At 52.5% G+C, this 26,810-nt stretch carries 28 protein-coding genes and 1 tRNA gene; 18 read left to right on the top strand and 11 right to left on the bottom strand.

The genetic code is table 11. From position 1 onward, the window contains the following. Nucleotide 1 precedes the first annotated feature (1 nt). The 6 genes from G549_RS0114380 to G549_RS0114355 are packed head-to-tail and all read left to right on the top strand — an operon-like array spanning nt 2 to nt 5,056. Nucleotides 2-664 (top strand): DUF1638 domain-containing protein, encoded by a 663-nt coding sequence (locus tag G549_RS0114380; protein WP_027835602.1) that lies wholly within the window; start codon nt 2-4, stop codon nt 662-664. Next, entirely contained in the window at nt 651-1,091 is a 441-nt protein-coding gene (locus G549_RS0114375) for a methylenetetrahydrofolate reductase C-terminal domain-containing protein (RefSeq protein ID WP_027835601.1), read from the top strand. The genes G549_RS0114380 and G549_RS0114375 overlap by 14 nt, the downstream gene beginning before the upstream one ends. Further along, nucleotides 1,084-2,157: a methylenetetrahydrofolate reductase gene (locus tag G549_RS20505; protein WP_084634199.1), complete on the top strand. Its 1,074-nt coding sequence runs from the start codon at nt 1,084-1,086 to the stop codon at nt 2,155-2,157. Before G549_RS0114375 ends, G549_RS20505 begins: the two co-directional genes overlap by 8 nt. A gap of 11 nt (nt 2,158-2,168) precedes the next feature. Beyond that, the gene (locus tag G549_RS0114365) at nt 2,169-3,071 is read left to right on the top strand and encodes a methyltetrahydrofolate--corrinoid methyltransferase (protein WP_027835600.1); all 903 of its coding nucleotides are present in this window, start codon (nt 2,169-2,171) and stop codon (nt 3,069-3,071) included. Further along, nucleotides 3,022-3,519 carry a GFA family protein gene (locus G549_RS20500; RefSeq protein WP_084634198.1) on the top strand — a complete coding sequence of 166 codons (498 nt, stop codon included), beginning with the start codon at nt 3,022-3,024 and terminating at the stop codon, nt 3,517-3,519. The genes G549_RS0114365 and G549_RS20500 overlap by 50 nt, the downstream gene beginning before the upstream one ends. Before the next feature lie 4 nt (nt 3,520-3,523). Further along, nucleotides 3,524-5,056 carry a trimethylamine methyltransferase family protein gene (locus G549_RS0114355; RefSeq protein ID WP_027835599.1) on the top strand — a complete coding sequence of 511 codons (1,533 nt, stop codon included), beginning with the start codon at nt 3,524-3,526 and terminating at the stop codon, nt 5,054-5,056. A 280-nt stretch (nt 5,057-5,336) separates the two neighbouring features. On the opposite strand, the gene G549_RS0114345 is transcribed toward G549_RS0114355, so the two are convergent. The 7 genes from G549_RS0114345 to G549_RS0114320 all read right to left on the bottom strand — a co-directional run bounded on the left by G549_RS0114345 (nt 5,337) and on the right by G549_RS0114320 (nt 10,221). Next, the gene (locus G549_RS0114345) at nt 5,337-6,068 is read right to left on the bottom strand and encodes a proteasome-type protease (protein WP_027835598.1); all 732 of its coding nucleotides are present in this window, start codon (nt 6,066-6,068) and stop codon (nt 5,337-5,339) included. A gap of 33 nt (nt 6,069-6,101) precedes the next feature. Further along, entirely contained in the window at nt 6,102-6,899 is a 798-nt protein-coding gene (locus tag G549_RS0114340) for a transglutaminase family protein (protein WP_027835597.1), read from the bottom strand. Further along, a complete protein-coding gene (locus G549_RS0114335) occupies nt 6,900-7,841 on the bottom strand; it encodes an alpha-E domain-containing protein (RefSeq protein WP_027835596.1) in 942 nt (313 codons plus the stop codon). Between the two features lies 1 nt (nt 7,842). Then, nucleotides 7,843-9,267 carry a circularly permuted type 2 ATP-grasp protein gene (locus G549_RS0114330; protein ID WP_027835595.1) on the bottom strand — a complete coding sequence of 475 codons (1,425 nt, stop codon included), beginning with the start codon at nt 9,265-9,267 and terminating at the stop codon, nt 7,843-7,845. A 292-nt stretch (nt 9,268-9,559) separates the two neighbouring features. Beyond that, entirely contained in the window at nt 9,560-9,811 is a 252-nt protein-coding gene (locus G549_RS0114325) for a hypothetical protein (RefSeq protein WP_027835594.1), read from the bottom strand. Between the two features lie 69 nt (nt 9,812-9,880). Then, nucleotides 9,881-10,159 (bottom strand): DUF6538 domain-containing protein, encoded by a 279-nt coding sequence (locus tag G549_RS22155; RefSeq protein ID WP_425528545.1) that lies wholly within the window; start codon nt 10,157-10,159, stop codon nt 9,881-9,883. Continuing rightward, nucleotides 10,145-10,221 (bottom strand) — tRNA-Arg (locus tag G549_RS0114320). Before G549_RS0114320 ends, G549_RS22155 begins: the two co-directional genes overlap by 15 nt. A gap of 222 nt (nt 10,222-10,443) precedes the next feature. On the opposite strand from G549_RS0114320, the gene polA reads away from it, so the two are divergent. Continuing rightward, nucleotides 10,444-13,296, top strand: coding sequence for a DNA polymerase I (gene polA / locus G549_RS0114315; protein ID WP_051213892.1), 2,853 nt, complete (start codon nt 10,444-10,446; stop codon nt 13,294-13,296). 67 nt (nt 13,297-13,363) lie between these two features. After that, entirely contained in the window at nt 13,364-13,570 is a 207-nt protein-coding gene (locus tag G549_RS0114310; RefSeq protein WP_169449658.1) for a DUF3955 domain-containing protein, read from the top strand. A gap of 153 nt (nt 13,571-13,723) precedes the next feature. Here the strand turns inward: G549_RS0114310 and G549_RS20495 are convergent, their stop codons facing one another. Then, nucleotides 13,724-14,143, bottom strand: a complete 420-nt coding sequence (locus tag G549_RS20495) for a GNAT family N-acetyltransferase (RefSeq protein WP_051213890.1) — start codon at nt 14,141-14,143, stop codon at nt 13,724-13,726. 109 nt (nt 14,144-14,252) lie between these two features. Here G549_RS20495 and G549_RS0114300 point away from each other — a divergent pair, with 109 nt between their 5' ends. Beyond that, nucleotides 14,253-15,062 (top strand): hypothetical protein, encoded by an 810-nt coding sequence (locus tag G549_RS0114300; protein ID WP_036222960.1) that lies wholly within the window; start codon nt 14,253-14,255, stop codon nt 15,060-15,062. On the opposite strand, the gene G549_RS0114295 is transcribed toward G549_RS0114300, so the two are convergent. Then, the gene (locus tag G549_RS0114295; RefSeq protein ID WP_036222958.1) at nt 15,059-16,333 is read right to left on the bottom strand and encodes an MFS transporter; all 1,275 of its coding nucleotides are present in this window, start codon (nt 16,331-16,333) and stop codon (nt 15,059-15,061) included. The genes G549_RS0114300 and G549_RS0114295 overlap by 4 nt on opposite strands. Nucleotides 16,334-16,595: 262 nt before the next feature. On the opposite strand from G549_RS0114295, the gene G549_RS20490 reads away from it, so the two are divergent. Both G549_RS20490 and G549_RS0114285 read left to right on the top strand, forming a co-directional pair. After that, nucleotides 16,596-17,144, top strand: a complete 549-nt coding sequence (locus G549_RS20490; RefSeq protein ID WP_162889067.1) for a cell wall hydrolase — start codon at nt 16,596-16,598, stop codon at nt 17,142-17,144. A gap of 8 nt (nt 17,145-17,152) precedes the next feature. Continuing rightward, the gene (locus G549_RS0114285) at nt 17,153-17,905 is read left to right on the top strand and encodes a GNAT family N-acetyltransferase (protein WP_027835589.1); all 753 of its coding nucleotides are present in this window, start codon (nt 17,153-17,155) and stop codon (nt 17,903-17,905) included. A gap of 21 nt (nt 17,906-17,926) precedes the next feature. On the opposite strand, the gene G549_RS0114280 is transcribed toward G549_RS0114285, so the two are convergent. Further along, on the bottom strand, nt 17,927-18,721 hold the full coding sequence (locus tag G549_RS0114280; protein ID WP_027835588.1) for a MerR family transcriptional regulator: 795 nt from the start codon (nt 18,719-18,721) through the stop codon (nt 17,927-17,929). 120 nt (nt 18,722-18,841) lie between these two features. Further along, nucleotides 18,842-20,434 carry a phosphoenolpyruvate carboxykinase gene (locus G549_RS0114275; protein WP_051213887.1) on the bottom strand — a complete coding sequence of 531 codons (1,593 nt, stop codon included), beginning with the start codon at nt 20,432-20,434 and terminating at the stop codon, nt 18,842-18,844. A gap of 374 nt (nt 20,435-20,808) precedes the next feature. Here G549_RS0114275 and G549_RS0114270 point away from each other — a divergent pair, with 374 nt between their 5' ends. The 7 genes from G549_RS0114270 to ahcY all read left to right on the top strand — a co-directional run bounded on the left by G549_RS0114270 (nt 20,809) and on the right by ahcY (nt 26,713). Then, nucleotides 20,809-21,525 (top strand): response regulator transcription factor, encoded by a 717-nt coding sequence (locus G549_RS0114270; protein ID WP_027835586.1) that lies wholly within the window; start codon nt 20,809-20,811, stop codon nt 21,523-21,525. A gap of 5 nt (nt 21,526-21,530) precedes the next feature. After that, the gene (locus G549_RS20485; protein ID WP_246778383.1) at nt 21,531-23,339 is read left to right on the top strand and encodes a stimulus-sensing domain-containing protein; all 1,809 of its coding nucleotides are present in this window, start codon (nt 21,531-21,533) and stop codon (nt 23,337-23,339) included. 11 nt (nt 23,340-23,350) lie between these two features. Beyond that, nucleotides 23,351-23,818 carry an HPr kinase/phosphorylase gene (locus G549_RS0114260; RefSeq protein WP_027835585.1) on the top strand — a complete coding sequence of 156 codons (468 nt, stop codon included), beginning with the start codon at nt 23,351-23,353 and terminating at the stop codon, nt 23,816-23,818. Between the two features lie 90 nt (nt 23,819-23,908). Then, on the top strand, nt 23,909-24,310 hold the full coding sequence (locus tag G549_RS0114255) for a PTS sugar transporter subunit IIA (RefSeq protein ID WP_027835584.1): 402 nt from the start codon (nt 23,909-23,911) through the stop codon (nt 24,308-24,310). A 9-nt stretch (nt 24,311-24,319) separates the two neighbouring features. Beyond that, nucleotides 24,320-24,640 carry an HPr family phosphocarrier protein gene (locus G549_RS0114250; RefSeq protein ID WP_051213885.1) on the top strand — a complete coding sequence of 107 codons (321 nt, stop codon included), beginning with the start codon at nt 24,320-24,322 and terminating at the stop codon, nt 24,638-24,640. A gap of 68 nt (nt 24,641-24,708) precedes the next feature. Continuing rightward, nucleotides 24,709-25,218, top strand: a complete 510-nt coding sequence (locus G549_RS20480; protein WP_051213883.1) for a DUF2937 family protein — start codon at nt 24,709-24,711, stop codon at nt 25,216-25,218. 91 nt (nt 25,219-25,309) lie between these two features. Next, nucleotides 25,310-26,713: an adenosylhomocysteinase gene (gene ahcY, locus G549_RS0114240; RefSeq protein WP_027835581.1), complete on the top strand. Its 1,404-nt coding sequence runs from the start codon at nt 25,310-25,312 to the stop codon at nt 26,711-26,713. The last annotated feature ends 97 nt before the right edge of the window (nt 26,714-26,810 follow it).

The following is a 26,810-nucleotide window of genomic DNA, read 5'->3' as shown; positions in this document are numbered from 1 at the left end:
TATGGGTGCGATGCGTGGACATAAGCCCGATAGTCCGCGTCTTTTGGTGATCGCCTGCGGTGCGCTGGCGAAAGAAATCGTCGCCTTGCGCGCGCAAATGGGCGATGGCGCAAGCGCGATGACGCTGCAATGCCTGCCAGCTGAATATCACAACGCCCCGCAAAAAATTGCACCCGCCATTGATATGATCCTCACCGAGCGCCGCGACGAGTTTGATCAGGTGTTGGTTAGCTATGGTGAGTGCGGCACCGGCGGGGCTTTGGATCAGGTGCTGGAAAAGCATGACGCTCAGCGGCTGCCGTTCGCACACTGTTATGAGTTTTTTGCCGGCTCCCCGCTCTTTGCTCAGATCACTGATGAAGAGATTGGCAGCTTCTTCCTCACCGATTATCTGGTGCGAAATTTCGACCGTTTGGTGATCCGTGGCTTGGGTCTCGATCGGTACCCTCACTTGCGGGATCTCTATTTTGGCAATTATCGGCGTGTCGTCTATCTGGCGCAGACGCATGATATCAGTTTGGAGTCTGCGGCAGCTGACGCGGCGGACAAGCTTGGGCTGGAGTTTGACTATCGTTATGTCGGCTATGGCGAACTCAAATCCGCAATAAAAGCCGCTACCGACGCAATTGTTGAATATGGAGGGCATGACCATGTACGCGATTAGACGCTGGTCAAGTGCCCATGCCCGGTTTTTAGAACGTATCTACACGGCGACACGGCCGGGTATTCTTGCTGGATTGCGCGGGGTGACACGGCTTTTTGGGCGCAGGCTCGACACGCCGATCACAGCCGCTGAACGGCTGGTTAAGGGAGTGGTCTTTGATTGTCAGATGTGTGGCGATTGCGTTCTCTCCAAAACTGGCATGACCTGTCCCATGAATTGCCCGAAGTCCATTCGCAACGGCCCGTGCGGGGGCGTTCGGGAAAATGGCATGTGCGAGGTGAAGCCCGAAATGCGCTGCGTTTGGGTGGATGCCTGGAATGGCGCGGCAAAGATGAAAGACGGCGACGCGATCAAAGATTTGGAATTTGCCGTTGATCATTCCCGCATTGGACAATCCTCTTGGTTAAGGCTGGCGCGCGATGAATGATGATCTCGATTTTGTTGAAGAATTCGGTGTTAACCCGGGCGATCCGCTCACCCAGCGGCCCGGTCACGTATCGCACGGTCGGTTTGAGCGCGTCGTGCGGTCGGGCCACTTTGTGGTGACCACAGAGATTGCCCCGCCTGACTCAGTTGACCCTGACGAAGTTTTGGCCCGCGCCAACTTGTTTGATGGCTATGTCGATGCCATCAACGCCACCGACGGGTCTGGTGCAAATTGTCATATGTCGAGCCTTGGCGTTTGCGCCATTCTTACCCGCGCGGGCTATTCGCCGATCATCCAGTTTTCCTGTCGTGACCGCAATCGTATCGCCATGCAAGGCGATCTGTTGAGCGCGGCCGCCCTTGGTGTTTGTTCGGTGCTGTGCCTGACGGGCGATGATGTGGGCGCTGGGGACCATCCTGAAGCCAAGCCCGTGTTTGATCTGGACAGTATTTCGTTGCTGCAAACCACAAAGATTTTGCGCGATGAATCGCGGTTTTTGAGCGGGCGCCAGCTCGACACGGCACCGCGCTTGTTCGTGGGCGCGTCCATCAATCCGTTTGTGCCGCCGTTGGAAAACCGCGTTGATCAATTGGCAAAGAAAATTCGCGCCGGCGCTGAATTTATTCAGTCTCAATATTGTTTCGACATAGAGCGTTTACGCACCTTTATGGCCCGCGCCTGCGACCTTGGGCTGCATGAGAAAAGCTATATTATCATCGGTGTGGGTGTTCTGGGCTCGGCACAAACCGCGCGCTGGCTCCGCGCCAATGTGCCTGGGGTTCATATCCCCGATGCCATCATCAAGCGCTTGGAAGATGCGCCCAACCCGAAGGCAGAAGGTCGTCGCATTGCCGTTGATTTGATGCAGCAAATCAAAGAGACGCCCGGCGTTTCTGGCGTGCACCTAATGGCGTACCGCCACGAAAAATGGGTGGGCGAAATCGTCAAAGCATCCGGTGTGCTGGGGGATCGAAAACCCTGGGCACCTGAACCGCTGGACTCCACCATTGGTGTTGTGACGCCCAACGATGAAATGCTGGATAATTTGACAAGCACAGTAAGCTAAGGAAACAGCCCATGACGCAAACGATAGTCAGTTCAGCAACCAAGGAAGTGCGTATCGGGTTCGATCAGCCTTTCGTTATGATTGGCGAGCGCATCAACCCCACAGGCCGCAAACTTCTGGCTGCTGAAATGAAGGCAGGCGACTATTCCCGCGTTGAACGGGACACGCTGGCCCAAGTGGCCGCTGGGGCGCAAATGCTCGACGTTAATGCCGGCATTCCCTTGGCTGACGAGCCCAAAATCCTCGCCGAGACCATCCAGCTTGTTCAATCAATAACGGACGTGCCACTTTCCATCGATTCCTCCGTGATTGAAGCCCTTGAAGCCGGGCTTTCGGTTTACCAGGGGCGGGCGCTGGTTAACTCCACCACCGCTGAAGAAGAGGTGATGGAGCGCGTTTTGCCGCTGGTGAAAAAATATGATGCAGCGGTGGTGGCCATCTCAAATGACGAAACTGGCATTTCCGAAGACCCCGATGTGCGTTTTGAAATTGCCAAACGCATTGTTGAGCGCGCAGCGGACTATGGGATCAAAGCCGAAGATGTTGTCGTGGACCCGCTTGTTATGCCCATTGGGGCGATCAATCGGGCCGGGAAAGATGTTTTTCACCTCGTGCGACGGCTTCGCGAGGAACTCAAAGTCAACACAACCTGCGGCGCCTCCAATATCGGTTTTGGCTTACCCAACCGACACGCGATCAACAACGCATTTCTACCAATGATCGCCGCCGCAGGCATGACTTCGGCCATCCTCAACCCGCTACATGAGGGGCTTGTGCCAGCCATTAAAGCAGCGGATGTCTTGAACGGGGTCGACCCGCATTGCACCAATTGGATTCACACATTTCGTGCACCCCCGGCCGAAAATGATGGTGAAGGTCGAGGAGGACGTCGTCGTGGCCGCCGGCGCGCCTGAACGCCATAAGGGCGGGTGCCTTTGCGGGGCTGTGCAATTTGAAGCACTGGGCCTCGCCGACATTTGGTTCTGCCATTGCCGCCAATGTCGGTATTTGAGCGGACATTTTGTGGCTGCTGCCGCGGTGATGCGCGAAAATGTGAAAATGGAAGGCCCGCTAAAATGGACGCCGTTCACCGCCACCGCCGAATATGCGTTTTGTCTTGCTTGCGGCACGCCACTTTTCTGGCGGCAAACAAATGGACGCACACTCTCGATATTTGCGGGCAGCTTGACGCACACAGATGGGCTGGCGGTCAAGGGACACATGTTTGTTGGCGAAAAAGGCGACTATTACCAGATTACTGACGGTTTGCCGCAATTTGAGCGCCACCCGCCAGGCGATGGCGTCAGAGATCATTTTAACGCCCATGAGGCGCACAATTTAAAGCGAGCGAATAAGGAGTAGTCACATGCCCAGACCAGGACGCGAAGGCGGACGCCGCGGACGCACGGCAGGGAGCACAACTGAAGCCCCGGCACAGGCCTTTATCACCCGCAAGATTCCCCCTTATGAAATCCTCAGCGATGCGGATCTGCAAATCATCGAATATAATGCGGATACCATTCTTGAAGAGATCGGCATCGACATTAAGGACGATCCGGACGCTATTGCGACCTTTGTTGCGGCAGGGGCGAGCGCCGATGGTGAACGCGTGCGGTTCCCGCGCGGCATGTGCCGGGAGATCATCCAGAAAAGCGCGCCGAGCATGTTCACCCAGCATGCGCGCAACCCAGCGCGGAATGTTGTCATTGGTGGCAACAACACGGTGCTGGTGCCCGCCTATGGCTCGCCGTTCGTCTATAGCCGCGAAGGCGGCCGACGTTATGCTTCAATTGAGGATTTCCGCAATTTCGTAAAGCTCGCCTATATGTGCGAGGGATTGCACCATTCCGGCGGCACCCTGTGCGAGCCCATGGATTTGCCGGTGAACAAACGCCACTATGATATGCTCTATAGCCACATCAAATATTCTGACAAGCCGTTCATGGGGTCCGTCACGGCGCCAGAGCGGGCGCAAGATTCCGTCGATATGGCCAAAATCGTCTTTGGTCATGACTTTGTTGAAGAAAATTGCGTACTGGTCAATTTGATCAACGCCAATTCGCCCATGACTTTTGATTCCACAATGCTTGGCGCACTAAAGGTTTATGCGCGGCACAATCAGGCGGCCATGGTCAGCCCATTTGTTGTGGCTGGTGCGATGTCGCCTGTAACCTCAGCCGCAGTTGCAGCGCAAAGCCTGGCAGAAGGCCTTTGTGGCATGACGCTGGCCCAACTAACCCGACCAGGCGCGCCGGTGATTTACGGCAACTTTGTGAGTTCCATGTCGATGCAGTCAGGGGCGCCAACCTTTGGCTCGCCTGAAGCCTCCATGGTGATCAATGTCGGTGCCGCGTTGGCGCGCCGTTTGGGCGTGCCATTCCGCAGCGCTGGTGGCTTCACAGCCTCAAAAGTGCCTGACGCACAAGCCGCTTATGAAGCCGCCAACACGCTGCAGCAGGGGCTAATTGCGGGCGTGAATTTCATGCTGCACACCGCAGGCTGGCTCGAAGGTGGTTTGGCCATGGGCTACGAAAAATTCGTGATGGATGCCGATCAGGCCAATATGTTGGCCGTCTATGCCAATGGGGTCGACATGTCGGAGAACGGGCAAGCGCTCGACGCGTTGCGTGAAGTGGGGCCGGGACAGCATTTCCTCGGCTGTGCGCACACACAGGCAAACTTTAAATCCGCCTTTTATCGCTCGAAAATTGCCGACAATAATAGCTATGAACAATGGCTGGAAGATGGGGCGCTGACAGCAGAGGTGCGCGCTGAAAAGCTCTATAAATCGATGCTGGCGGCGTACCAGCCACCGGAACTTGACCCGGAAATCGACGAGCGCCTGATCAGCTTCATGACCGCCAAAAAAACCAGCTTCCCCGATTCAAACGTCGCTTAAGGGATTTATTTGAAGACAAAGACATGAGCGCTCTGACGGCACCAGCTTCAATCGGGTCAAGGTCTCCGGAAAAATACCGGAGCTTTGAAATGCTTTGATCTCACAGCATAGAGTTCAAGCAGGCGCACGCGAATTACGCAGACCGCGATCAGAAAATGGTCGTTCGCGGCTTTGTCGAGTTGCGCAAGCATAATCGCAACATCATTTGCGGCATCGGTTCTGTATAATAAGAGCTATTCCCTTTCCAATTAGGCGGGCATTACAGGGCGCAATTCTCCACTTAAACCGAATAACGCGGTAGCTCCTGGAAGGCGTCTTTCAAGGCTTTGCTCCAGCCCGTTGAGATTTTCTGAAAAACCTCATCTGTCGCCTCGACCCGCTTTTGACGCCCAACGTCGAAGGCGTCATTTTCGTAAACGAGTACATCGAAAGGCATCCCAACAGAAAGGTTGGATTTGATGGTTGAATCAAACGAAACGAGCAACAGCTTCACAGCATCATCAAAAGTCATGTCCGCATCATATGCCCGCACCAGAATTGGCTTACCATATTTGGTTTCGCCAATCTGAAAAAACGGCGTGTCATCGGTAATTTCAATAAAATTACCTTCGGGATAGATCAGAAATACGGTCGGCTGCCCGCCTGCGATCTGGCCCGCCAAGATCACGGAGGCCCGGAATTGGTCATCCGAGGTTTGGCCATTTGGGCTGCTCCCTGCGATCACTTCTTTAAGGGTCTCGCCAACAAGGCGCGCAACCTGAAACATTGTTGGCTGTCGCAAAATGCTTGGATCGCGCTCTTCTGCGGTTTTTGAGCGCTCCTCCAACAAGCTGATCATCGCCTGGGTGGTGGCCAAATTGCCGGCAGTCATGATGGTGATTGCATATTCGTCTGGGCTGGCCCAGGTGAACATTTTTTTGCTGACCGAGAAATTGTCAACGCCAGCGCTTGTGCGGGTGTCAGACATCAACACCAGTCCGCGATTCAATCGCATGCCAACACAATATGTCATTTCATAGATCCAATGAGGTTATTACACACCTATTTACTGCTGAACCTGCAAAGATACAATCATAGTTTCATCTGAATCGCCCAGGCGCATGCCTTTGATTGGGGCCGCGTCGCGCGTATCTCGGCCGACGGCGAGGCGCACATATTTGTCATCGGGCGCAACACCATTGGAAACATCGAAACCAACCCACCCGAGCTCATCAAGGTGAACCTCGGCCCAAGCATGACTGGCGTCCTGGTCAATCTGATCGTTGATCATCAAATAGCCGCTTACATATCGAGCAGGGATGCCCGCAGCTCGCGCCGCTGCTGTGAAAACATGCGCATGATCCTGACAAACACCGCTGCCGATGCCAACAACATCCTCAGCCGTTGAGTTCGTATCAGTCTCGCCCAGTTTATAAGGGGTAGCTTCCAATATGGCGGCTGAAAGGGCATGAAGCCCACTCAGTTGATCGTCGCTTTGCATGATGATTTTGGATAAAGCGCGGATTTTTGGCCCGGCTACCGTTAATGGCGTGGATTGCAAAAAATGCCACAATGGTGCGCGGCCATAGACTTTGCCAACAACGCCACTCGTATCGCGGGTTGTAACCGATCCGGTCGCCGTAATGGCGAGTGTTTGCACGCCGGGATCGGTGCTGATCAAATCGCTATGATTGCCGTAGTGGTCACGGTAGCTGGCTTCAATCCGCCCACCCTCAATCTCGAGGTTCCAAGAGCCAACCTCTTGGATATCCATAGTCATGGGGCGCAGATGGACCCGTTGCAAAGCATAATCAACCGGCTTGTCGTAGCGATAATGCGTGGTGTGTGAAATCTGGAGCTGCATCTATATGTTGAACCTATAATCTTTTTCGATCTGGTATCCAAGATTTGCTGTATCGCCCAGAACTGAGCCAATAAACTCGTGAAGACCTTCCTCAAAAATTGTCGAAATTTCGCGATTGCTAAACCGCTGCAAAAGCTTATCCGCTTGATCGTGGCATATGGCCCGTTCCCCATAGGCTTGCTCAATAAAAGCAAGATTTGACACGATTTCTTTGCTGCAAAAGATAAGCGAACGCGGCAGGCGGGTGTCCAATATTAGAAAATTGGCAATCGCGGGACCGGTAAAGCCCTCATCAACAGCCCAGCGAAATGAGCGGTGGGCGGAAACAGAACGGAGCAGCGTCTCCCATTGCACATTATCAAGCCTTCCGCCCACAATTGAGGTGGCGGGCAGCAATGAGTAATATTTAACGTCAATGATCCGCGCTGTATTGTCGATGCGCTCAATGTGAATGCCAACCTGGCAGAAGCGATAGACATCTGTTCTAAGCATGGTGCCATTAAGTGCCCCACGCACGAGTGCAGTTTGCTGCCGAATGGCGGCCAGCACGTCGGGCAGGTCCACCTCGCGCACCTGGTGCTTCAGGATGTCTGAAAGCTGCATCCATGTTTCGTTGACAGACATCCAAACTTCAGAAGTCAGTGCTGTGCGCACCAGCCGCGCATTATCACGCGCCGCATTGACAACGGAAAGAATAGAACTTGGATTGTCAGCGTCGCGCAGCAAATAATTGATGACATGTGTGCTGTCATATGTGTCGTATTTCGCTTCAAACCCTTGTTGGGCCGCCAACGTGATAATCACCGATTTCCATTCGGCTTCCGCATCCGTAGATCTGGTCAGCGCAATTCGAAACCCGGCTTCAAGCAAGCGGGCGGTGTTTTCTGCCCGCTCGAGAAACCTAAACATCCAATAGAGACCACCTGCAGTTTTTCCCAGCATATCAGTCTTCCAATACCCATGTGTCTTTTGTGCCGCCGCCCTGACTGGAATTCACAACCAAGCTTCCGGCTTTGAGCGCAACCCGCGTTAAGCCACCGGGCGTAATGTCCACGCCATCAGGCGACACAAGCGCAAAAGGGCGCAAGTCAACATGGCGCGGCGCCAACCCTTTCTTTGTGAAGATGGGTACGGTTGAGAGCGACAGCGTTGGCTGCGCGATATAATTTTCCGGTTGTGCTTTAAGCTTGTCGGCAAAATCGGCAAGCTCACGCTTGCTGGCAGCCGGACCAACCAACATGCCATATCCGCCAGAGCCGTGCACCTCCTTCACAACCAATTCAGAAAGGTTGCTCAGCGTGTATTTCAGCGCGTCCGGTTCAGAACAGCGATAGGTCTCCACATTTTTAAGGATGGCTTTTTCGCCAGTATAAAACTCGATTATATCGGGAATATAGCTATAAACCGCCTTGTCATCGGCCACGCCGGTGCCAGGGGCATTTGCGATTGTAATATTGCCGGCGCGATAAACATCCATGATGCCGGGCACGCCCAGCGTCGAGTTGGGGTTGAATGTCAATGGATCAAGATACTCGTCATCTACCCGGCGGTAGAGCACATCGATCGTCCGGTATCCTTGCGTGGTGCGCATGGCGACATGCCCATCAACAATCCGCAAATCATGGCCCTCAACCAATTCAACGCCCATCTGGTCAGCCAAGAAACTGTGCTCATAATAGGCCGAATTATAAATGCCTGGCGTAAGGATCGCCACGGTTGGCCGGCCGTTGCATGAGGCGGGCGCGCTGGCTTCCAGGGAGCGTCGTAGATTTTTGGGGTAATTACCAACGTTCTGAACCCTGATCTTGCTGAATAGCTCGGGAAACATTTGCAACATAGTTTCACGATTTTCCAGCATATAGCTGACGCCTGAGGGGGTCCGGGCGTTGTCCTCCAGAACATAGAATTCATCTTCGCCCGTTCGAACAATGTCTGTCCCCACAATATGCGTGTAAACACCCCCCGGTGGGCTGAAGTCCATCATCTGGGGCAGAAACGCGTCATTTTGCGCAATCAGCTTTACCGGCAAAACTCCGGCCCGCAATATTTCCTGCCGATTATAGATGTCGTGCAAAAACGCATTGATCGCGCGCACCCTCTGATCGATGCCTCTTGCCAGCTTGCTCCATTCAGAATTGGAGACGATCCTGGGCACCAAATCAAACGGGATCAAACGTTCTTCGGCATCTGACTGACCATAAACATTGAACGTGATGCCGGTGCGCTTAAACAGCGCTTCCGCTTGTGCTGATTTTTTTGCGAGACGACGATTGTCCTGCTCAGAAAACCACTCATTATAAGAGCGGTAAGTTGATCTAATGCCATCATCTGACATCATTTCACTGAAGTGCTTTTTTTGTGAGCTCATCCTAAATAGAGTACAGAGTTTGCGCGTCTTTGCAAATGTAGTCCTGTCAACTTTTACGTGACCGACCTGGCGGCAGCCTTACAAAACGATCCTTGGATCTCCAAATGTGTGCAAATCAGAGCGGGCTTTTTTAGAAGCAAATTGCACTAATTTGTTTGCTCCCCTTCGAGCGATTTGGCTCATGCCAAAAGTGCCAACACAATGCAGCTAGTCGCCGGATGCTTCTTGCGGTTTTTCTAATCCTTTCGGTAAGGAAAGAGCCCCGACACCAACTAGAATTTTGGCGACAAGGTCAGCCTGCCGCTTCGTTGGCAAAAACCACATGGTTATCACCGTCAAGAAAAACGATCCCCAGCGCCAGAAAATTGAGCGCGTGGGCAGCGGCACTGTTCCAAACGGCATCACCGGCAGAAAGTGTTTTGAGGGCCCGCCACGTGTTGATGACGTCCGCATCGAATTTGGACCGTATGCGTGCAACCTGCCGGAATGTTTTCGATTTCCCTTCCGACTTATCATCAAGATAAAGTTTCTTCGCTTTACTCATCTGGCGAGCGGAGGAAGGAGTGCCGTCAAACTTGCTGCGTGTAATCAAGAAACGCGAAAGAACACTTTCTTAATTCAGAAACCTCAGCGTGTGCCATTCTTCTTCGAGCTTTGACGAAAGAGAAATAGCACGTGAATGCGCCAGGTTTAGAGATTTTGTCTTAAGCGAGAGAACGACTCGCAGCGTTTTATATGACCCGCGTAGATCAGATGGAATTCGTCGCGAGAAATAATAATACCCGCGTTTTTCGAATAAATAGTGAGATGTTTTGGTCAACTCTCCAGCATTATTCCGAATGAAAACGCTGAGATGTCGGTGGGTTACTTGAGGAATTGGTGCACCCGACACGATTCGAACGTGTGGCCTCTGCCTTCGGAGGGCAGCGCTCTATCCAGCTGAGCTACGGGTGCGCCGGTGCGCCTATGAGTGGCAATGTTTGCCACGGCGCGAATGTGCCGGGAACTTAAACCAAGCCTTGGCCTGTGACAATGCTCAATTTCACCCAATTTGGGATAAATTTGGCGATTGCGCTTCACCATTTGAAATTTCGGGTTGAATGGGCCGGGGGGGCAGGTAACATGAGCGCCTGATGAGCGAATCCCATATCGCTCTTATGGTCTGAAGGAAACAAAATGCATCTCTTGCTGGTCGATGGCTCCACCTATATTTTTCGTGCTTACCATGCCTTGCCACCGCTGGCACGCAAGTCGGATGGGCTGCCCGTCGGCGCCGTCTCCGGCTTTTGCAACATGCTTTATAAGCTGACGTTAGATTTTGAAGGGGAAGAAAACCCCACCCACATGGCGGTGATTTTCGACCATTCCGGCAAAACATTCCGCAATGATTTCTATCCTGAATACAAAGCCCATCGACCGCCTGCGCCAGAAGATTTGGTGCCGCAATTTCCGCTGACGCGCGACGCAACCCGCGCATTCGGCATCGCGTCCATTGAACAGGAAGGCTTTGAGGCTGACGATTTGATCGCCACCTATGCCCGTCAAGCCGAGGCCAAAGGCATGCGGGTGACGATTGTATCGAGCGATAAGGATTTGATGCAGCTGGTGTCGGACAAAATCTCTATGCTCGACACCATGAAAAACAAATGGATCAGCTATGATGAGGTGCAGGAAAAATTTGGCTGCGGCCCGGATAAGGTGATCGATATTCAGTCACTGGCGGGCGATAGCGTAGATAATGTGCCCGGTGTTCCTGGCATCGGCATTAAGACAGCGGCGCAGCTGATCGCCGAATATGGCGATCTCGATACGCTGTTGGAACGAGCTGGCGAAATCAAACAGAACAAGCGCCGCGAAAAGCTGATCGAATTTGCTGATCAGGCCCGAATTTCGCGCGATTTGGTGACCTTGAAAGCTGATGTGCCAGTGGAAGTGCCGCTGGATGATTTGGCGCGGCAACCCATCAGCGCCAGCGATGTGATTCCGTTTCTGAAAGCCATGGAGTTCACCACCATCACCAAGCGTGTGGCTTCGGCCTTGGAAGCGGATGCCGACGAGATTGAAGCGGACGAAAACCTGGCCGCAGACGAAAGCGAAGTGGAAACGACAGCAAGCGCAGAATCGGGGGAACATACGCCCGAAGGTTTGTTTGCAAAACGCTTGGCAGAAGTGCAAGCCATCCCGATTGATCATGACAAATATGAAATTGTCCGCACCCCTGAAGCGCTGCAAAAATGGGTGGATGCCATTTGGGACAAGGGCTATGTGGCGATCGATACGGAAACCACCGGGCTGGACAACCAGCAAGCGGATTTGGTGGGCATTTGCCTGGCCACTGAAATGGGCGAGGGGTGCTATATTCCCTTGCAACACAAATCTGGCGAGGACGATTTGCTGGGCGGCGGCAAGGCACCAGATCAGTTGCCGCTGGCGGATGTGCTCGACGCGCTAAAGCCTGTTTTGGAAGCGCGTTCGATACTCAAAATCGGGCAAAATATGAAATATGACATGGGCATGTTGATGCGCTATGGCATTGAAATGTCGCCCATTGATGACACCATGTTGATGTCTTACACAACCGATGGTGCGCGAAATAACGGCATGGATGCACTGTCGGAAAAATGGCTGAACCACACGCCAATCAAATTCACAGATTTGGCGGGCACAGGCAAAAAGCAAAAGACATTTGACCTGCTCGAAATTGAATCTGCATCCAAATATGCAGCGGAAGATGCGGACATTACCCTGCGCCTTTGGCACATTCTCAAGCAGCGGGTGGTCGCTGAAAAAGCCACCACGCTTTATGAAACTATTGAGCGGCCATTGGTGCCAGTATTGGCACGTATGGAAGCCCGTGGCATTCACGTAAACCGCCAAATTCTGAGCCAATTGTCGGGCGAATTTGCCCAACGCGCCGCGGCAATTGAGGCGGAAGCGCATGAGCTGGCGGGTGAGAAGTTCAATGTTGGCTCGCCCAAACAATTGGGTGACATTTTGTTTGGTAAAATGGAATTGCCCGGCGGCAAGAAAACCAAAACCGGGGCGTGGCAAACCGGTGCCAGCGTGCTGGATGATTTGGCGGCAGAAGGCAACGAGTTGGCGCAAAAAGTGCTGGATTGGCGCGGACTGTCCAAGTTGAAATCGACCTATACGGACGCGCTGCCGGAATTTATCAATCCAAACACGGGCCGGGTGCATACATCATATGCCCAAGCAGCAGTGGCCACGGGTCGCCTGTCTTCATCTGATCCAAACTTGCAAAATATCCCCGTACGTTCTGAAGATGGCCGAAAGATCCGCACCGCATTCGTGGCGGAAAAGGGCAAGAAACTGATTTCGGCTGACTATAGCCAAATCGAGCTGCGCGTGTTGGCGCATATCGCGGATATCGATGCGTTGAAAAATGCGTTTTCAGATGGGCTCGATATTCACGCCATGACCGCGTCGGAAATGTTCAATGTGCCGATTGAAGGCATGGACCCCATGGTGCGCCGCCAAGCCAAGGCGATCAATTTCGGCATCATTTATGGTATTTCAGCGTTTGGCTTGGCCAACCAGTTAGGCATCTCACGCTCGGAAGCCAGCGAATATATCAAGAAATATTTTGGGCGTTTCCCCGGCATCCAGGACTATATGAATGAGATGAAAAAGTTTGCCCACGATAAGGGATATGTGGAGACCTTGTTTGGGCGCAAAGCGTTTTTCCCCGAAATCAACACCAAGAACCAGGGCCACCGCGCCTTTTATGAGCGGGCGGCAATCAATGCGCCGATCCAAGGGTCTGCTGCGGACATTATCCGCCGCGCCATGATTAAAATGGAATCCGTGCTGCAGGAAAGTTCAGTGCCAGCGGATATGCTGCTGCAAGTGCACGATGAATTGATTTTTGAGGTGCCAAAAGAATCCGTCGATCAAGCTATACCGCTTATTCAACGGGTTATGTGTGACGCGTCGCTGCCGGCAGTGCATTTGAGCGTGCCGTTGGAAGTGGACGCCCGCGCGGCGGACAATTGGAATGACGCGCACTAGCGCCACCGAATTGCCACTTTGAGGGCCTAGCAAATTCCGCTAGACGTTCCTCAAAGTGGATATGAAAATGCGAAAATCTTATATCATCGCCCCGTTGGTTTTGCTGGTGTTGGCCGCCGCGTCAGCCACGGCTGAATCTGTTTTTTATGGCAGTCGGCTGGATCAAAACAACGTGGTGCAAGAAAGCTTTTTCCTACCGCTTACCTTTATACTGATCGCGCTGGCATTGATCAGCTTTGTTGTGCTTGGCGCACGACAATGGTTCAAAAAATAACCCGGGCTGATCGCTCAAGCCAGGTCACCGAGTCAATCGAAAGTGTGATCTGATCTAAGGGCATCCTCCAGCAAAAAAAGATTGAAGCTGGCGACACCGTGGTCGCTGCCTGTATGTCCCCAAAATGTGGTTCGCCCTTTGAGACGATGTTTTCTAAATGCGGCCTTCAAAGTAGGCCACCGGTTGTTCGTCGAGCGATAATGAGGCGTAAAACGCACGGGCTTCTGCATTGTCAATTTCAGTTGCAACCCAAAAACTGCGTGCCCCGCGGGCGTGGCCCCACGCCAAGGCAGATTGCATTAATGCGCGGGCAATGCCTTTGCGTTTGTGTTTCGGTGTTACACCCAAATTATCGATATAGAGCACGGCGGGCTCATCCGGACTTAGGTGCAATATGCCGCGCACTTGCCCCACCACAAGGCGATCTATCGTTGCCACGGCCAAAAAATGTCCCGGCTGATTGCAGAATGCGGCGAGCATTTGGGGGTGTATGGGGGAATCGAACACATCCGGTGCCACCATATCCAGCAACGCACTATTGGCATCACTGATGGGGTGAATATCAAAAGCCAAAGCTAATTCCTCCGTTCTTGGGCAGGATGAAGAATGCCGTAATCTTGAACGCCGATCAATCACACCCATATCAAAGCGATCCAAAGTGCAGCTGAAAGAGGGACCAAGCATGGGCAAACAAACATCAAGCATGATTAGGCAGGGTTGCGTGGGCTTATTGGCCGTCGTGACGATGGGCACGACTTCAGCTGCATTGGCCGCATCTGATCAGGTGGGGACCATTTATCACTATGAGCGCACCAATCAGGATGGCAGCTTGCCGGAGCAGGTTTCAGTTTTCTATGCGGCAGCGGATGCGGTTGAAGTTTATAAGGCGCGTGAAAAATGCACCGATGCCGCGTTTGTTCATGCCAAATTGGACCCGGAAAGCGGCGTGGCCGCATCGATCACTGGCGCACGGCTTTTGCCTGATGCCCAGCATCGGGACTTTGCGTTCCTCACCTACGATGAAGCAGCAAAGGAGCTGTCGATTCGTGTGGAATTGCCCAATATGCCAGTGATTGAAAAATCAACGCAGGTGGAGCACACCCCTTGGCATTTATATGATTTCGATTTCGCCAGCCTCACCATCGCGCACCAAGCGGCCAACAATCCAAAGGCCGATTTTGAATTTGGTTTGCCCTTGCTGTTGGCCGACCCATCATTGGATGAACCGCTGACCTATCTGGGCACGGTGAAGGCGAGTTACGATGATAAATATACCGCATTATCGCATCGATTTAGTCTGAGCTTTGTGGGTGATGATGCCGAAATTGGCCAGCTGATTTTTAACTCGATGCATGGCCATTTGGAGTTGGCGGAGCTCAATATGCCCAATCATCTCGGCTATGAAGATTTTAAGCTCGATCTGCTATCGACCCAAAAGGGTGGTGAGAAAGGGTGGACAAACTTCCTCACCAACCATTTTGCAGGCTGCTAACTCGCCATCATTTCGTTTCGCCGGGCGGCGAGTTTCGGTTGCAATGCCAAATAGAGCGCTGAAATGGCGAAACAATAAATCGCGTTGCCCCAGCTCTGTTGCGCCAAATTGATGTCAGCATCAATCAACATGCCTGAAATGCCCGGACCGGCGGCGGAGGCAAATACCATGCCCGCAATGGCCAAGGCGCGAATGCCACCAATATGGGCGGTGCCATAAATCTCCGCCCATAGCGCGCCTGCAACTGAGGGAGCCATGCCGCCGGAAAGCGCCACAAACATAAAGAAGAGCGGGATCGCCCACTGGGCGTTAAAGCTGGCCATCACGAGGCTCGCAATGCCCATGGGCAGCAAGAAAAAGGGCAAAATGCGGAATGCGCCAAATCGATCTACCAAAAAGCCTGTGGCCAGGGCCATGATCACATTGGTCGCTGACATGAGAGGCAACCACGCGGTATAAGTTAAAACGGACCAGCCTTTAATTCCCACCAAATGAGCTTGGTGGAAAAAATAAATGGTGGCCAGGGCAGGCAGCGTCATGGCCCCAAAGACCAACAAATAAAATAGCGGATCTTTGAGCACGTTCGCGCGGGTCCAATGTTCGCCAGTGACTTTGCCTTCTTCACCGCCGTCCGGGTTCACATCACCACGCGCCTTTGCGCGTTTGCCATCTGGCGGGTCACGCAGCAAAAAAGTGATGATGGGAATGAAGGCGACAATCAAAATGCCTGCAACGGCGATCCAAACATTGCGCCAGCCAACAGCCAAAATACCCACCGTTACCGAAAACGGCAGAATTGCTTCGCCCAACGTATAGCCCATTTGTGAAAAAGCCAGGGCGCGGCCCCGGAAACGGTTGAACCACCGCGCCATCGCCGTTTGCGCCACATGGGGCAACATGCCTTGGCCAAAGAAACGCAGGCCAAAAAGCGCCAACACCAACATGACCAAATTGCCCACTTGCGACATGACGAGGGTCATCACCGCAAGGCCCACCATGCATAAAATGCCCAACAGGCGCGGCCCAATCCGGTCGGCCAAATTGCCCACAATCGAAATGAGAATCGCGCTTGCCAGCGTCGCCAGCATATAGAGTTGGCCAAACTGACCGTCAGTCAGATTGAAAAAGCTGCGTATCTCCGTGTTGAACTGCGCGATAAAAATCGTCTGCCCACCCATGGAGGCGAACGTCATAATAAAGCCAGCGCCAATCCATTGCACTTGTCGTCGGTTTAGCTCCGACAATGGCGGGCTCGGGGAGATAAGGGACATTTGAATCTCTTTCTGTGTTTTCTTGCAAGCAAATTTGAACCCGCAACAGGTCAGGTCGCCATGCGTGAAAGAAAAATATGTGGTTGGACCAAAACAGTTGATCTGATTTATGAAAAAAATGCAAATTTTTACGGTTAACCATTACTTAACAAACGGCTCGATTTCCGGTAAAAGATTTATTAACGTCCATTCAAGCTGCAAAGCTTTCGGGGAAACGGGGTTGTTAAGGGTGGCAAAATCTATTTTGCAATACGGGTTGGCTGTGGCGTTTTTGCTCCTTGCCGCACTGCCTGCTGCCTCACAGCAGGCGGCCAACCCGCTCACACCTGAATTGTTGGCGAAATATGCCAAAACCAAATTCAAACCCACCGAAGAAAAAATCGCTATCGCTTCAAAAGAAAAGATTTGTCTGACGCAGGCAATTTATCATGAAGCGCGCGGTGAACCAGAAGATGGCCAATGGGCTGTGGCGCAAGTGATTCTCAACCGTGTGCAGCACCCAAAATATCCCAACAGCATTTGCGGGGTTGTGTTTCAAAATGCCCACCGTTTGCACTCTTGCCAGTTCTCATTTGCCTGCGATGGCAAGTCGGACAATGGCGGCAAGGGCAACCGCATCGTGCGGGAAAGCTGGGTGCGCGCCGGACTGATCGCCAACACCGCCTTTAAACGGTTCCAACAGCGCGACCATTTGGATACCTTGCCTGTTACCGCGCTTTACTATCACGCGGCGCGGGTGTCGCCCAATTGGGCCACAGCCTATCAGCCGGTGAAAAAGATCGGCGCTCATATTTTCTACACCCCCCTTTAGAGCGCAATATGCACGAAGATTTGGCACTTTGCTGGCGGGTTGAAGAAGCTTGCCAGTTGGCTTGGCCAGCTTTGCATGCGCAACAATTTGGCGGCTATATTTTGCGCTATAGCGGATCAAACAGATCCCGACGCGCCAATTCACTTAATCCGCTCAATGGCCCACGCGCCCGTGGCACGCATTTCGTATCCTTGGCTGAAGGTGTGTTCGATCATTTCCATATGCGGGCCTGTTTTCGTTTGCCGGATATCGCCAACGAGTTGGACGTTGATTTGGCAAGTTTGGGTTATCAACGCGAAGCTGAAACCATCACGCTTTTCGCTTCAGACTTGTCAAAGATGCAGCCAGATCGTGATGTGTATGTCGCGCCAAATCATGTGCCTGCCAGTTGGCTCGATTTCTATTTTAGCCAGTCGGACAAAGGCGAGCCGCAGCGAAAAACTTTCCAAGACATGCTCGGCAAAATCGCGATGCCCTGTGCCTTTGGTCAGTTTACATATGGGAATGAAGTGGCCGCGATCGCCTATGTAGTGGCCGTAGATGGAATCGCCATTATTGAATCCGTCGCCACGCATCCTGATTTTCGCCGAAAGGGCATGGCGCAAAAAACCATCAACAGCCTTTTGGTCTGGGCGGCAAAACACGGTTGCACCGCAGCGGCGTTGCAGGTTGTGGCAGAGAATGAGCCTGCAACGACGCTCTATACAAAGCTTGGGTTTTCCAAAGAGCTTTATCGATATCATTACCGCGTCAAAAAATAAGGGCGCCGCAGCGCCCCCATTCTAGTTCAATCGAGATTTCGCAAAATCTTTCATGGCGGTCGCCAAATAAACGGCGAACCCTTCTGCCAATTGCTCGTAGCGGGCTTCAAAGTCAGGCGTGTGTAAATACATATCCGCCAACCCGGCATAGCTTTGCGCATCGGGCTGCTGTCCCCACCATTGGCCAACCCAACGATGATGGAGAGCCACAAGCTCAAGAACCTCTTTGTCGGATGGATCTTTGCCCGCTTGCATCATCAAGATCAAATCGCCTTCAATTTGCTGCAACTGATCCATGCGTTCCTTCACAAGACCATCCTCGCCGCCCGCATGCGCTTGCGCATCGTGAGCATATTGTTGGTTCGATTTCGCTATTCTGTCCCGCATAATGCCGCCATGTTTGGCCACAAGCTCATCTTGATAGGCTTGTTGCTTTTGCGGTGAAAAGCCTTTGTACAGTTCGTCATTGTTCATTTTGATATCTCCGTCCAATTCAGCGATTGAGCGGTCAATCACCGTCAGTAATTCTTGTTGACGACGAAGGTTCTGCGCCAGCTTATCCCGATGCAGCTTCATGTGCCGCAAACGCTCATAATCAGTGCCAGCCATCACTTTATGAATATCCTTTAATGGCATATCCATTTCGCGAAAAAACATGATTTGCTGCAATCGCAACAATTCATCGCGCGTGTAATAGCGATAGCCATTCTCGCCAACATAGGCAGGGTGCAACAAACCCACCTGATCATAGTGGCGCAGCGCGCGCACGGTGATGCCCGCCATTTCAGCAACTTGCTTGATCAAATAGGATTTCATTGGTCCTTTCCTTCCGCTGACACATCAAATAGGGGCTGACGTTGCGTGAGGGTCAAGACGTGGGCGTAAAAAAATGGCTCCCGAAGGAGCCATATTAAGGGAGGATGAACTGTTGTAAAATTATGCAGCGGCCAATTTCGGTCCGGCATTGGCCAATTCAATAGCGCTGGCCCCAAACTTCTTGAAGTTTTCTTCAAACAATTTGACCAACTTCTCAGCTTGCGCATCATAGGCATCAACATCGGCCCATGTGGCACGTGGTGTCAGCAATTGAGGGGCAACACCATCGACTGCTGTTGGCACCTCAAACCCGAAGATCGGATCAACCCGCATCTCCGCGTTCACCAACTCACCAGTCAATGCTGCAGAGAGCAATGTGCGTGTGTCTTTAATAGAGATCCGCTTGCCTGTGCCATAGGCGCCGCCGGTCCAGCCGGTGTTCAACAACCAGCATTCCGCCAAGCTATCGCGAATTTGTTTCTTCAGCATCTTGCCATAAACACTTGGGTGCAAGGACATGAACGGGGCGCCAAAGCACGCGGAGAAAGTGGCTTGTGGCTCAGTAACACCACGCTCAGTACCCGCCACTTTTGCGGTGTAGCCAGACAAGAAGTGATAAATTGCTTGCTCAGGTGTCAGCCGTGCAATTGGAGGCAAGACGCCAAACGCGTCAGCCGTCAACAGCATCACTGTTTTGGGCACAGGGCCAATGCCGGTGCGCGACACATTGTCGAGCGCGGTGAGCGGATAGGCTGCCCGTGTGTTTTCAGTCAGGGACCCGTCATTGAAATCAGGCTTCAATGTCTCTTCGTCCAAAATCACATTTTCCAGCACCGTACCGAAACGTTCCGTAGCAGCAAAGATTTCAGGTTCAGCTTGCCGCGACAAATTGATGGTTTTGGCGTAGCAACCGCCCTCAAGGTTAAACACGCCATCAGCAGTCCAGCCGTGCTCATCATCGCCGATCAACACCCGATTTGGATCGGTTGAAAGCGTGGTTTTGCCAGTGCCGGAAAGGCCAAAGAACAGGGCAGTGTCGCCCGCTTCACCAATGTTGGCAGAGCAGTGCATCGGCAACACGCCATTTTGTGGCGCATGGAAGTTGAACAGGGAGAATACGGACTTCTTGATTTCGCCGGCATAGAATGTGCCGCCAATCACCACCATATTGCGACTGAAATCGAGCGCAATAACTGTTTCAGACCGCGTGCCATGGCGCGCTGGGTCCGCTTTGAAGGATGGCATATGCACAATGGTCACATTGGCATCGAAGTCACTCAGTGCGTTTAGCGCTGGGCGGATCAACAAATTGCGGATGAACAGAGCATGCCAGGCATTCTCGGTGAACACTTCAACATTCAATTGCTGGCTCACATCTGCACCGGCGTAAAGCTGCTGCACGAACAAATCTTTGTTCTCTGCGCTCGCCAGCATGTCTGACAACAAAATATCGAATTTCTCTGGCGTCATGGATTTCGCATTGTCCCACCACACCGTGTCGTGGGTCAGCGCATCATCAACGATGAATTTGTCGTTGGCAGAACGGCCAGTATGCTGACCTGTTGTCGCCACAACCGCACCATCTGCGCTCAGCTCTACTTCATTTCGCGCCAAGGCTTTTTCAACCAGTTTGGGCGCCTTGTCGTTAAACGAGAGATTGGCCGCCAGTGACTTGATTTTTGCGTTAACGTCGGCCCGCGTGATCGTGCTCATCGCTCTATTCCATGTGGTTGTTGAAAATTCGCTGGGACAATTTTAAAAATGCCAAAGCCCAGTTCCTGCTGCCAACCTACAGATGCAGGCATCGTTTTTCATTTAGAGATAGGTCTTAATACCTTCGTCTAAGGTCAATTTGAGCGAAAAAATATTTGTAATTATAAAGGCTTAGTCAAAGTTTGGACGGTTAACCACAATGTCGTTAGAGAAATTGCTGCGGTAAATCGTGCGCCAATCATTGCAAAGGACACAATTTGTGCGCATTTTGTGAGCTAAGAGGCGAAGAGAATTAAAAAAATTCGGCTTGCAGGCTGGAACGAAAAGCCACGGCTTATGTTATGTTCCATTGAGCCGAACGAAAGGGACGATAAATGCCTAAAATTGCATTGGTTGATGACGACCAAAACATTCTGGCCTCCGTGTCCATGACATTGGAAGCCGAAGGCTATCGCGTTAACACATATACCGACGGGGCGTCCGGGCTTGAGGGCCTTACCTCGGACATGCCGGACCTGGCGATTTTGGACATTAAGATGCCACGTATGGATGGCATGGAATTGTTGCGCCGTCTGCGCCAAAAATCGGACGTGCCTGTAATTTTCCTTACCTCAAAGGATGATGAGATTGATGAGTTGTTTGGCCTCAAGATGGGTGCAGACGATTTTATCACCAAACCATTCTCGCAGCGTTTGCTGGTGGAGCGCGTAAAAGCCATTTTGCGCCGCGCCCAAGCCCGCAATGAAACCCAATCTGCGGGCGGCAATGCCGACCAGCCACAAGGCAAATCGATGATCGAGCGTGGACGCTTGGCCATGGATCAGGAGCGCCATACCTGCACATGGGATGGGAAAAACGTAACGCTGACAGTGACCGAGTTCTTGATTCTGTTCGCTTTGGCGCAACGCCCCGGCGTGGTGAAAAGCCGTGACAGCTTAATGGATGCCGCTTATGATGATCAGGTCTATGTCGACGACAGAACGATTGATAGCCATATCAAGCGCTTACGCAAAAAATTCCGCGTCGTTGACAAAGAATTCGATATGATCGAAACCCTCTACGGGGTTGGCTATCGATTTAAGGAGCAATAGGCTTTTTGACGCTGGAAAAATCAGCACACGGTGAAGACGATAACACCCCGGGCCATGAGCATGATAAGCCATCGGCCCATGCCAACGACGACGGGTATGCTGATCAACCCGCACGCCGACCCAAAAAGACCAATCCACTCATCCTGACCTACCGCGCTGTGCGCCGTTGGCTGTCTTTCACCATTTTTTCGTCGCTCACCCGCCGCATTGTCATTCTCAATGTGGTGGCGTTGGCGGCGTTGGTCGGCGCCATCATCAACCAGACGCAGTGGCGCTCTGGCCTCATCAATGCGCAAGTGGATAGTTTGCGCGTGCAAGGCGAAATCATCGCAGGCGCCATCGCTGCATCGGCCACGGTCGATAGCGATGTGATCACCCTTGATCCAGATAAATTCCTGCAGCTGCAAGGCGATGCACCACTTTCAACGCTGAGCTTTTTTGATCCCAGTTTGGAATTCCCCATCAACCCCGAGCGCGTGGCGCCGTTATTGCGCAACTTGATCACGCCGACGGGCACGCGCGCCCGCATTTATGACCGCAATGGGCTGATGATTTTGGACAGTGAAGATCTTTATATCCAGGGCGAGGTGCTGGGCACCGCGCCGCAAGCGGCCCAGCGGGAAAGTTTCTTTTTGATCGAATGGGTCAACCGTTTCTTCCGCAGCCTGGCCGCGCGTGAGTTCCCACGCTATCAAGAATATGGCTCCACTGAGGGCACCAAATATCCAGAAGTGGCCTCTGCCATGTCTGGCGCGGCTGCTTCCATTGTGCGCGTGGATGCAAGCGATCGGTTGGTCGTGTCTGTGGCCGTGCCGGTCAAACGGTTGCGGGCCAATGTAGGGGTGTTGCTCCTCTCCACCCAACCGGGCACCATTGATATCATCGTCGAAAAAGAGCGCTGGAACGTGGTGCGTATCTTTATGATTGCGGCCACCATCACAACCATGGTGTCGCTCTTGTTGGCCAGCACCATTGCAGGGCCGATGCGGCGTTTGTCTGCGGCTGCCCAAAGGGTGCGCCGCTCAATCAAAGATCGCGAGGAAATTCCCGACTATACGCAACGGCCCGATGAAATCGGCCACCTGTCGGGTTCCCTGCGTGAGATGACCAACGCCCTTTATAATCGGATTGAAGCCATTGAAAGCTTTGCTGCCGATGTCGCCCATGAGTTGAAAAACCCGCTAACCTCGTTGCGCAGCGCGGTGGAAACTTTGCCTTTGGCGAAAAAGGACGCAGATCGAAAACGATTGGCCAGCATCATCCAGCATGATGTCCGGCGCCTGGATCGGTTGATTTCTGACATCTCCAATGCGTCGCGGTTGGATGCCGAATTGGCGCGGGAAACTGCCGACAAAGTGGATCTTTTAAACCTGACCGAAACCATCATCAGCATCCAAGAGGATAATGCGGCGAAACGCCAGGTGAAGATTGAGTTGCAAAATAATCTGGATGGCGCCTCTTGCGAAATCGTTGGCCATGATTCACGGTTGGCACAAGTCGTGACCAATTTGGTCGACAATGCAGTTTCATTTTCGCCAGAAGGCGCGACTGTAACCGTGCAATTGGCGGCAGATGGCAATTGGGTCGAGTTGCGCGTGTTGGATGAGGGCCGTGGCATTCGGGGAGATACCAACAAGGTCTTTCAACGTTTTTATACGGATCGGCCAGACGGTGAGAGCTTTGGCGATCATTCAGGTCTGGGCCTATCTATTTCCAAGCAGATCGTGGATGCACATTTAGGGGATATTAACGCCCATAACCGCAACGATAGGTCTGGTGCAGTGTTTATTGTTAGACTACCACGCGCCGAATAGGAGGGGATTTAATGGCGGAACATACTGAAAATATTTTTGCGACTGGAATTGTTTATGACGGCACGGGGGTTTTGATCCGTGGAGAAAGCGGCGCAGGCAAATCGCTTTTGTCCTTCGATTTGATGGACAGAGCAGAATCTCGGGGGAAAGAATCAGGGCTGATTTCCGATGATCGCATTCTCATTGAAGCGGACAATGGTGAGCTTATTGCTAGTGCACCGGAGCAGATTAAAGGCCAAATAGAATTGCGGGGCTTTGGCATTGTGGACCGGCCCGTGATCGAGCGACATTCCATTCAACTTGTCGTCGATATTTCAAGTGAAATGGACAGGATGCCAGAAAATGAAGAATTTGAAACTGAGCTTTTGGGCGTCAAGTTAGACCGTGTGCCGGTCCCATCGCGTGGCTTGATTGATTCTGTCCATCAACGCCTGCTGGTGCTTGAGGCCTTGCGCAAGATCAAAAATCGCGGCAATTAGGCTGCAAAAAAAAGTTGGTGTCATCACGGATTGCCGCTAGACTTTCGAAGTGAGTAAACGGCGCTGCGGCGTGATCAAGGGGCAAAAAATATGATCGGTATGGTGCTTGTGACCCATGGGGCATTGGCGGATGAGTTTAAGGCTGCGCTGGAACATGTGGTGGGACCGCAGGAACAATGCGCAGCAGTGTGCATCGGGCCCGACGATGACATGGAGGTGCGGCGGCAGGATATCTTAACGTCGGTGCACGATGTGGATTCTGGCCAGGGTGTGGTGATTCTCACCGATATGTTTGGGGGTACGCCATCCAATCTCGCTATTTCGGTGATGGAAAACCGGGAAGTAGAAGTGATTGCCGGTGTCAATTTGCCAATGTTGGTGAAACTGGCCCGTGTGCGTCCTGATCTGGATATGAACACTGCGGTGCACGAAGCGCAAGAAGCCGGGCGCAAATATATCAACGTGGCCAATGACGTGCTCGGAGGTGTGTAGTCCGAGCGCATGCCAAATTCGTCGCATCCAGAAAAATCATTTGGGCAACTCCTGCGCATATGCAACCGACGCGGGCTTCATGCCCGCGCATCGGCGCGCTTCGCCCGCACATCTGAATGTTTTGATGCAGAGATCAGCGTCACCCGCGATGGCCAAACAGTGGGCGGCAGTTCCATCATGGGATTAATGCTCTTGGCGGCGGGGCCGGGCTCCACCATCTTGGTCAAAACCAAGGGAAGGCAAGCCCGCGAAGCACTGGATGCTCTGGTGCAATTGGTCGAAAATGGCTTTGATGAAGATACCGAGGCTGACGACCAAGGCGTTTCCTGACGCGCGATCCATATTTGAATTATCCTCATTGCGTGCCAATATGTAAATCGAAGCAGATTGGAGAGCGCATGCGCGGCTTGTTTTATATCGTTTTTTTCTCAATTGGTGCGGTGGTAGGGGCGCAATTCCCCGGCTTTACCAGCCAATATGAACAGCGCCTTGATGGGGCTATCAACGAATTGCGCACAATTATTCTTCGCTTTGATCAGGATGCCGCCGAGCAAAACCTGTCACGCCAAGACGCGCTGGAAACCTATGATCGCGCTGGCGATGAATTTTTGGTCAAGCAAGGTCTCTCCATGCGCGAAGTGTTTATCCGCTACGATAAGCTAACTGCCCACCAGCAAGCATTGCAAAACGCCAACGCTTTTGAACAGGCGGCTGGCTTTGTACAATATTTCGATCCCGAATTGGCTGAGGCAACCTGGGCGCAATATGACATCTCGGTGCCGCTAAATGCTGAAGGGGGTGCTTTTGGTGCCATAGGCGGGGCGCTGGCTTGGCTCACCGCGGCTTTTGGATGGGGTGTGGCACGGCTACCCTTTCGCCGCCGCAACCGCCTCAAATTCAGCGATTAGTAGGTCATATAAATAAATCTTTATATCTTTATTGAATGGTCAACCTTTCAAGGTTATAACACGGGCAAATTGATTTTAAGGAGACCCGTGAATGAGCGCGTTGACCCAAGAATATGCCGTAAAAGACCTGAGCCTTGCTGATTACGGCCGCAAGGAAATCGAAATGGCTGAGGTAGAAATGCCTGGTTTGATGGCCATCCGTGAAGAGTTTGCCGCGTCCAAGCCGCTTAAGGGCGCACGCATCGCCGGGTCATTGCACATGACCATTCAAACCGCTGTTTTGATTGAGACATTGGTGGCATTGGGCGCAGAAGTGCGCTGGGCATCTTGCAACATTTACTCAACACAAGATCACGCAGCAGCAGCAATTGCTGCGGCAGGTATTCCGGTGTTCGCCCACAAAGGCGAAACTCTGGAAGAATATTGGGACTTTGCAGACCGCTTGTTTGAATTCGACAATGGCGAACTGGCCAATATGATTTTGGACGATGGCGGCGATGCCACCATGTTGATCCTTAATGGGGCCAAGGCCGAAACAGATCCCTCTGTATTGGACAATCCGTCCAACGAGGAAGAAGAAGTTTTCGTGGCCACCATCAAAAAGCGCCTGGCCAAAGACGCGACCTTCTATTCCCGCGTTCGTGAGAGCCTTAAGGGCGTGTCCGAAGAAACCACCACCGGCGTGATCCGCTTGTATCAGCTGCAGGAAAAAGGCGAATTGCCGTTCCCTGCGATCAATGTGAATGACAGCGTCACCAAGTCGAAATTCGACAACAAATATGGTTGTCGCGAGAGCTTGGTTGATGCGATCCGTCGTGGCACCGATGTGATGATGGCAGGCAAAGTTGCCATCGTTTGCGGCTATGGCGATGTGGGCAAAGGCTCTGCCGCTTCATTGCGTGGCGCTGGTGCCCGCGTAATGGTCACCGAAGTTGATCCGATTTGTGCGCTGCAAGCCGCCATGGATGGCTACGAAGTGGTGACTTTGGAAGACGATATTCAACGCGCCGACATCGTGGTCACTGCGACCGGCAACAAGGATATTCTGACGCTGGATCATATGCGCCGCCTGAAAGACATGGCGATCGTTGCCAATATTGGTCACTTTGATAATGAGATTCAGGTCTCTGCCTTGCGCAACCAAAAATGGACCAACATCAAGCCACAAGTGGATATGATTGAGTTTCCACAGGGCAACCGGATGATCTTGTTGTCGCAAGGCCGTTTGGTGAATTTGGGCAACGCTACGGGCCACCCTAGCTTTGTGATGAGCGCTTCTTTTGCTAACCAGACATTGGCGCAGATTGAACTGTTCGCCCATGGCGATAAATATGACAACAAGGTCTATGTGCTGCCCAAGCATTTGGATGAAAAAGTTGCTGCGCTGCATTTGGATAAGTTGGGCGCAAAGCTCACCAAATTGTCAAAAGAGCAGGCCGACTATATCGGCGTTGAGCAAAACGGCCCGTTCAAATCAGAGCAATATCGCTATTAAGATTCATTTGCAGAGATTTATTAAAAGGGACGTGTAAAACGTCCCTTTTTTTTGGCCAAAACGCATTTTGACTCTTGTTGGCAGATTCGCCGAGGCG

This window comes from Maritalea myrionectae DSM 19524, assembly GCF_000423365.1.
Classification (GTDB): domain Bacteria; phylum Pseudomonadota; class Alphaproteobacteria; order Rhizobiales; family Devosiaceae; genus Maritalea; species Maritalea myrionectae.
The sequence above is the reverse complement of the archived record's forward strand: the minus strand, read 5'-3'. Positions and strand labels throughout refer to the sequence as shown.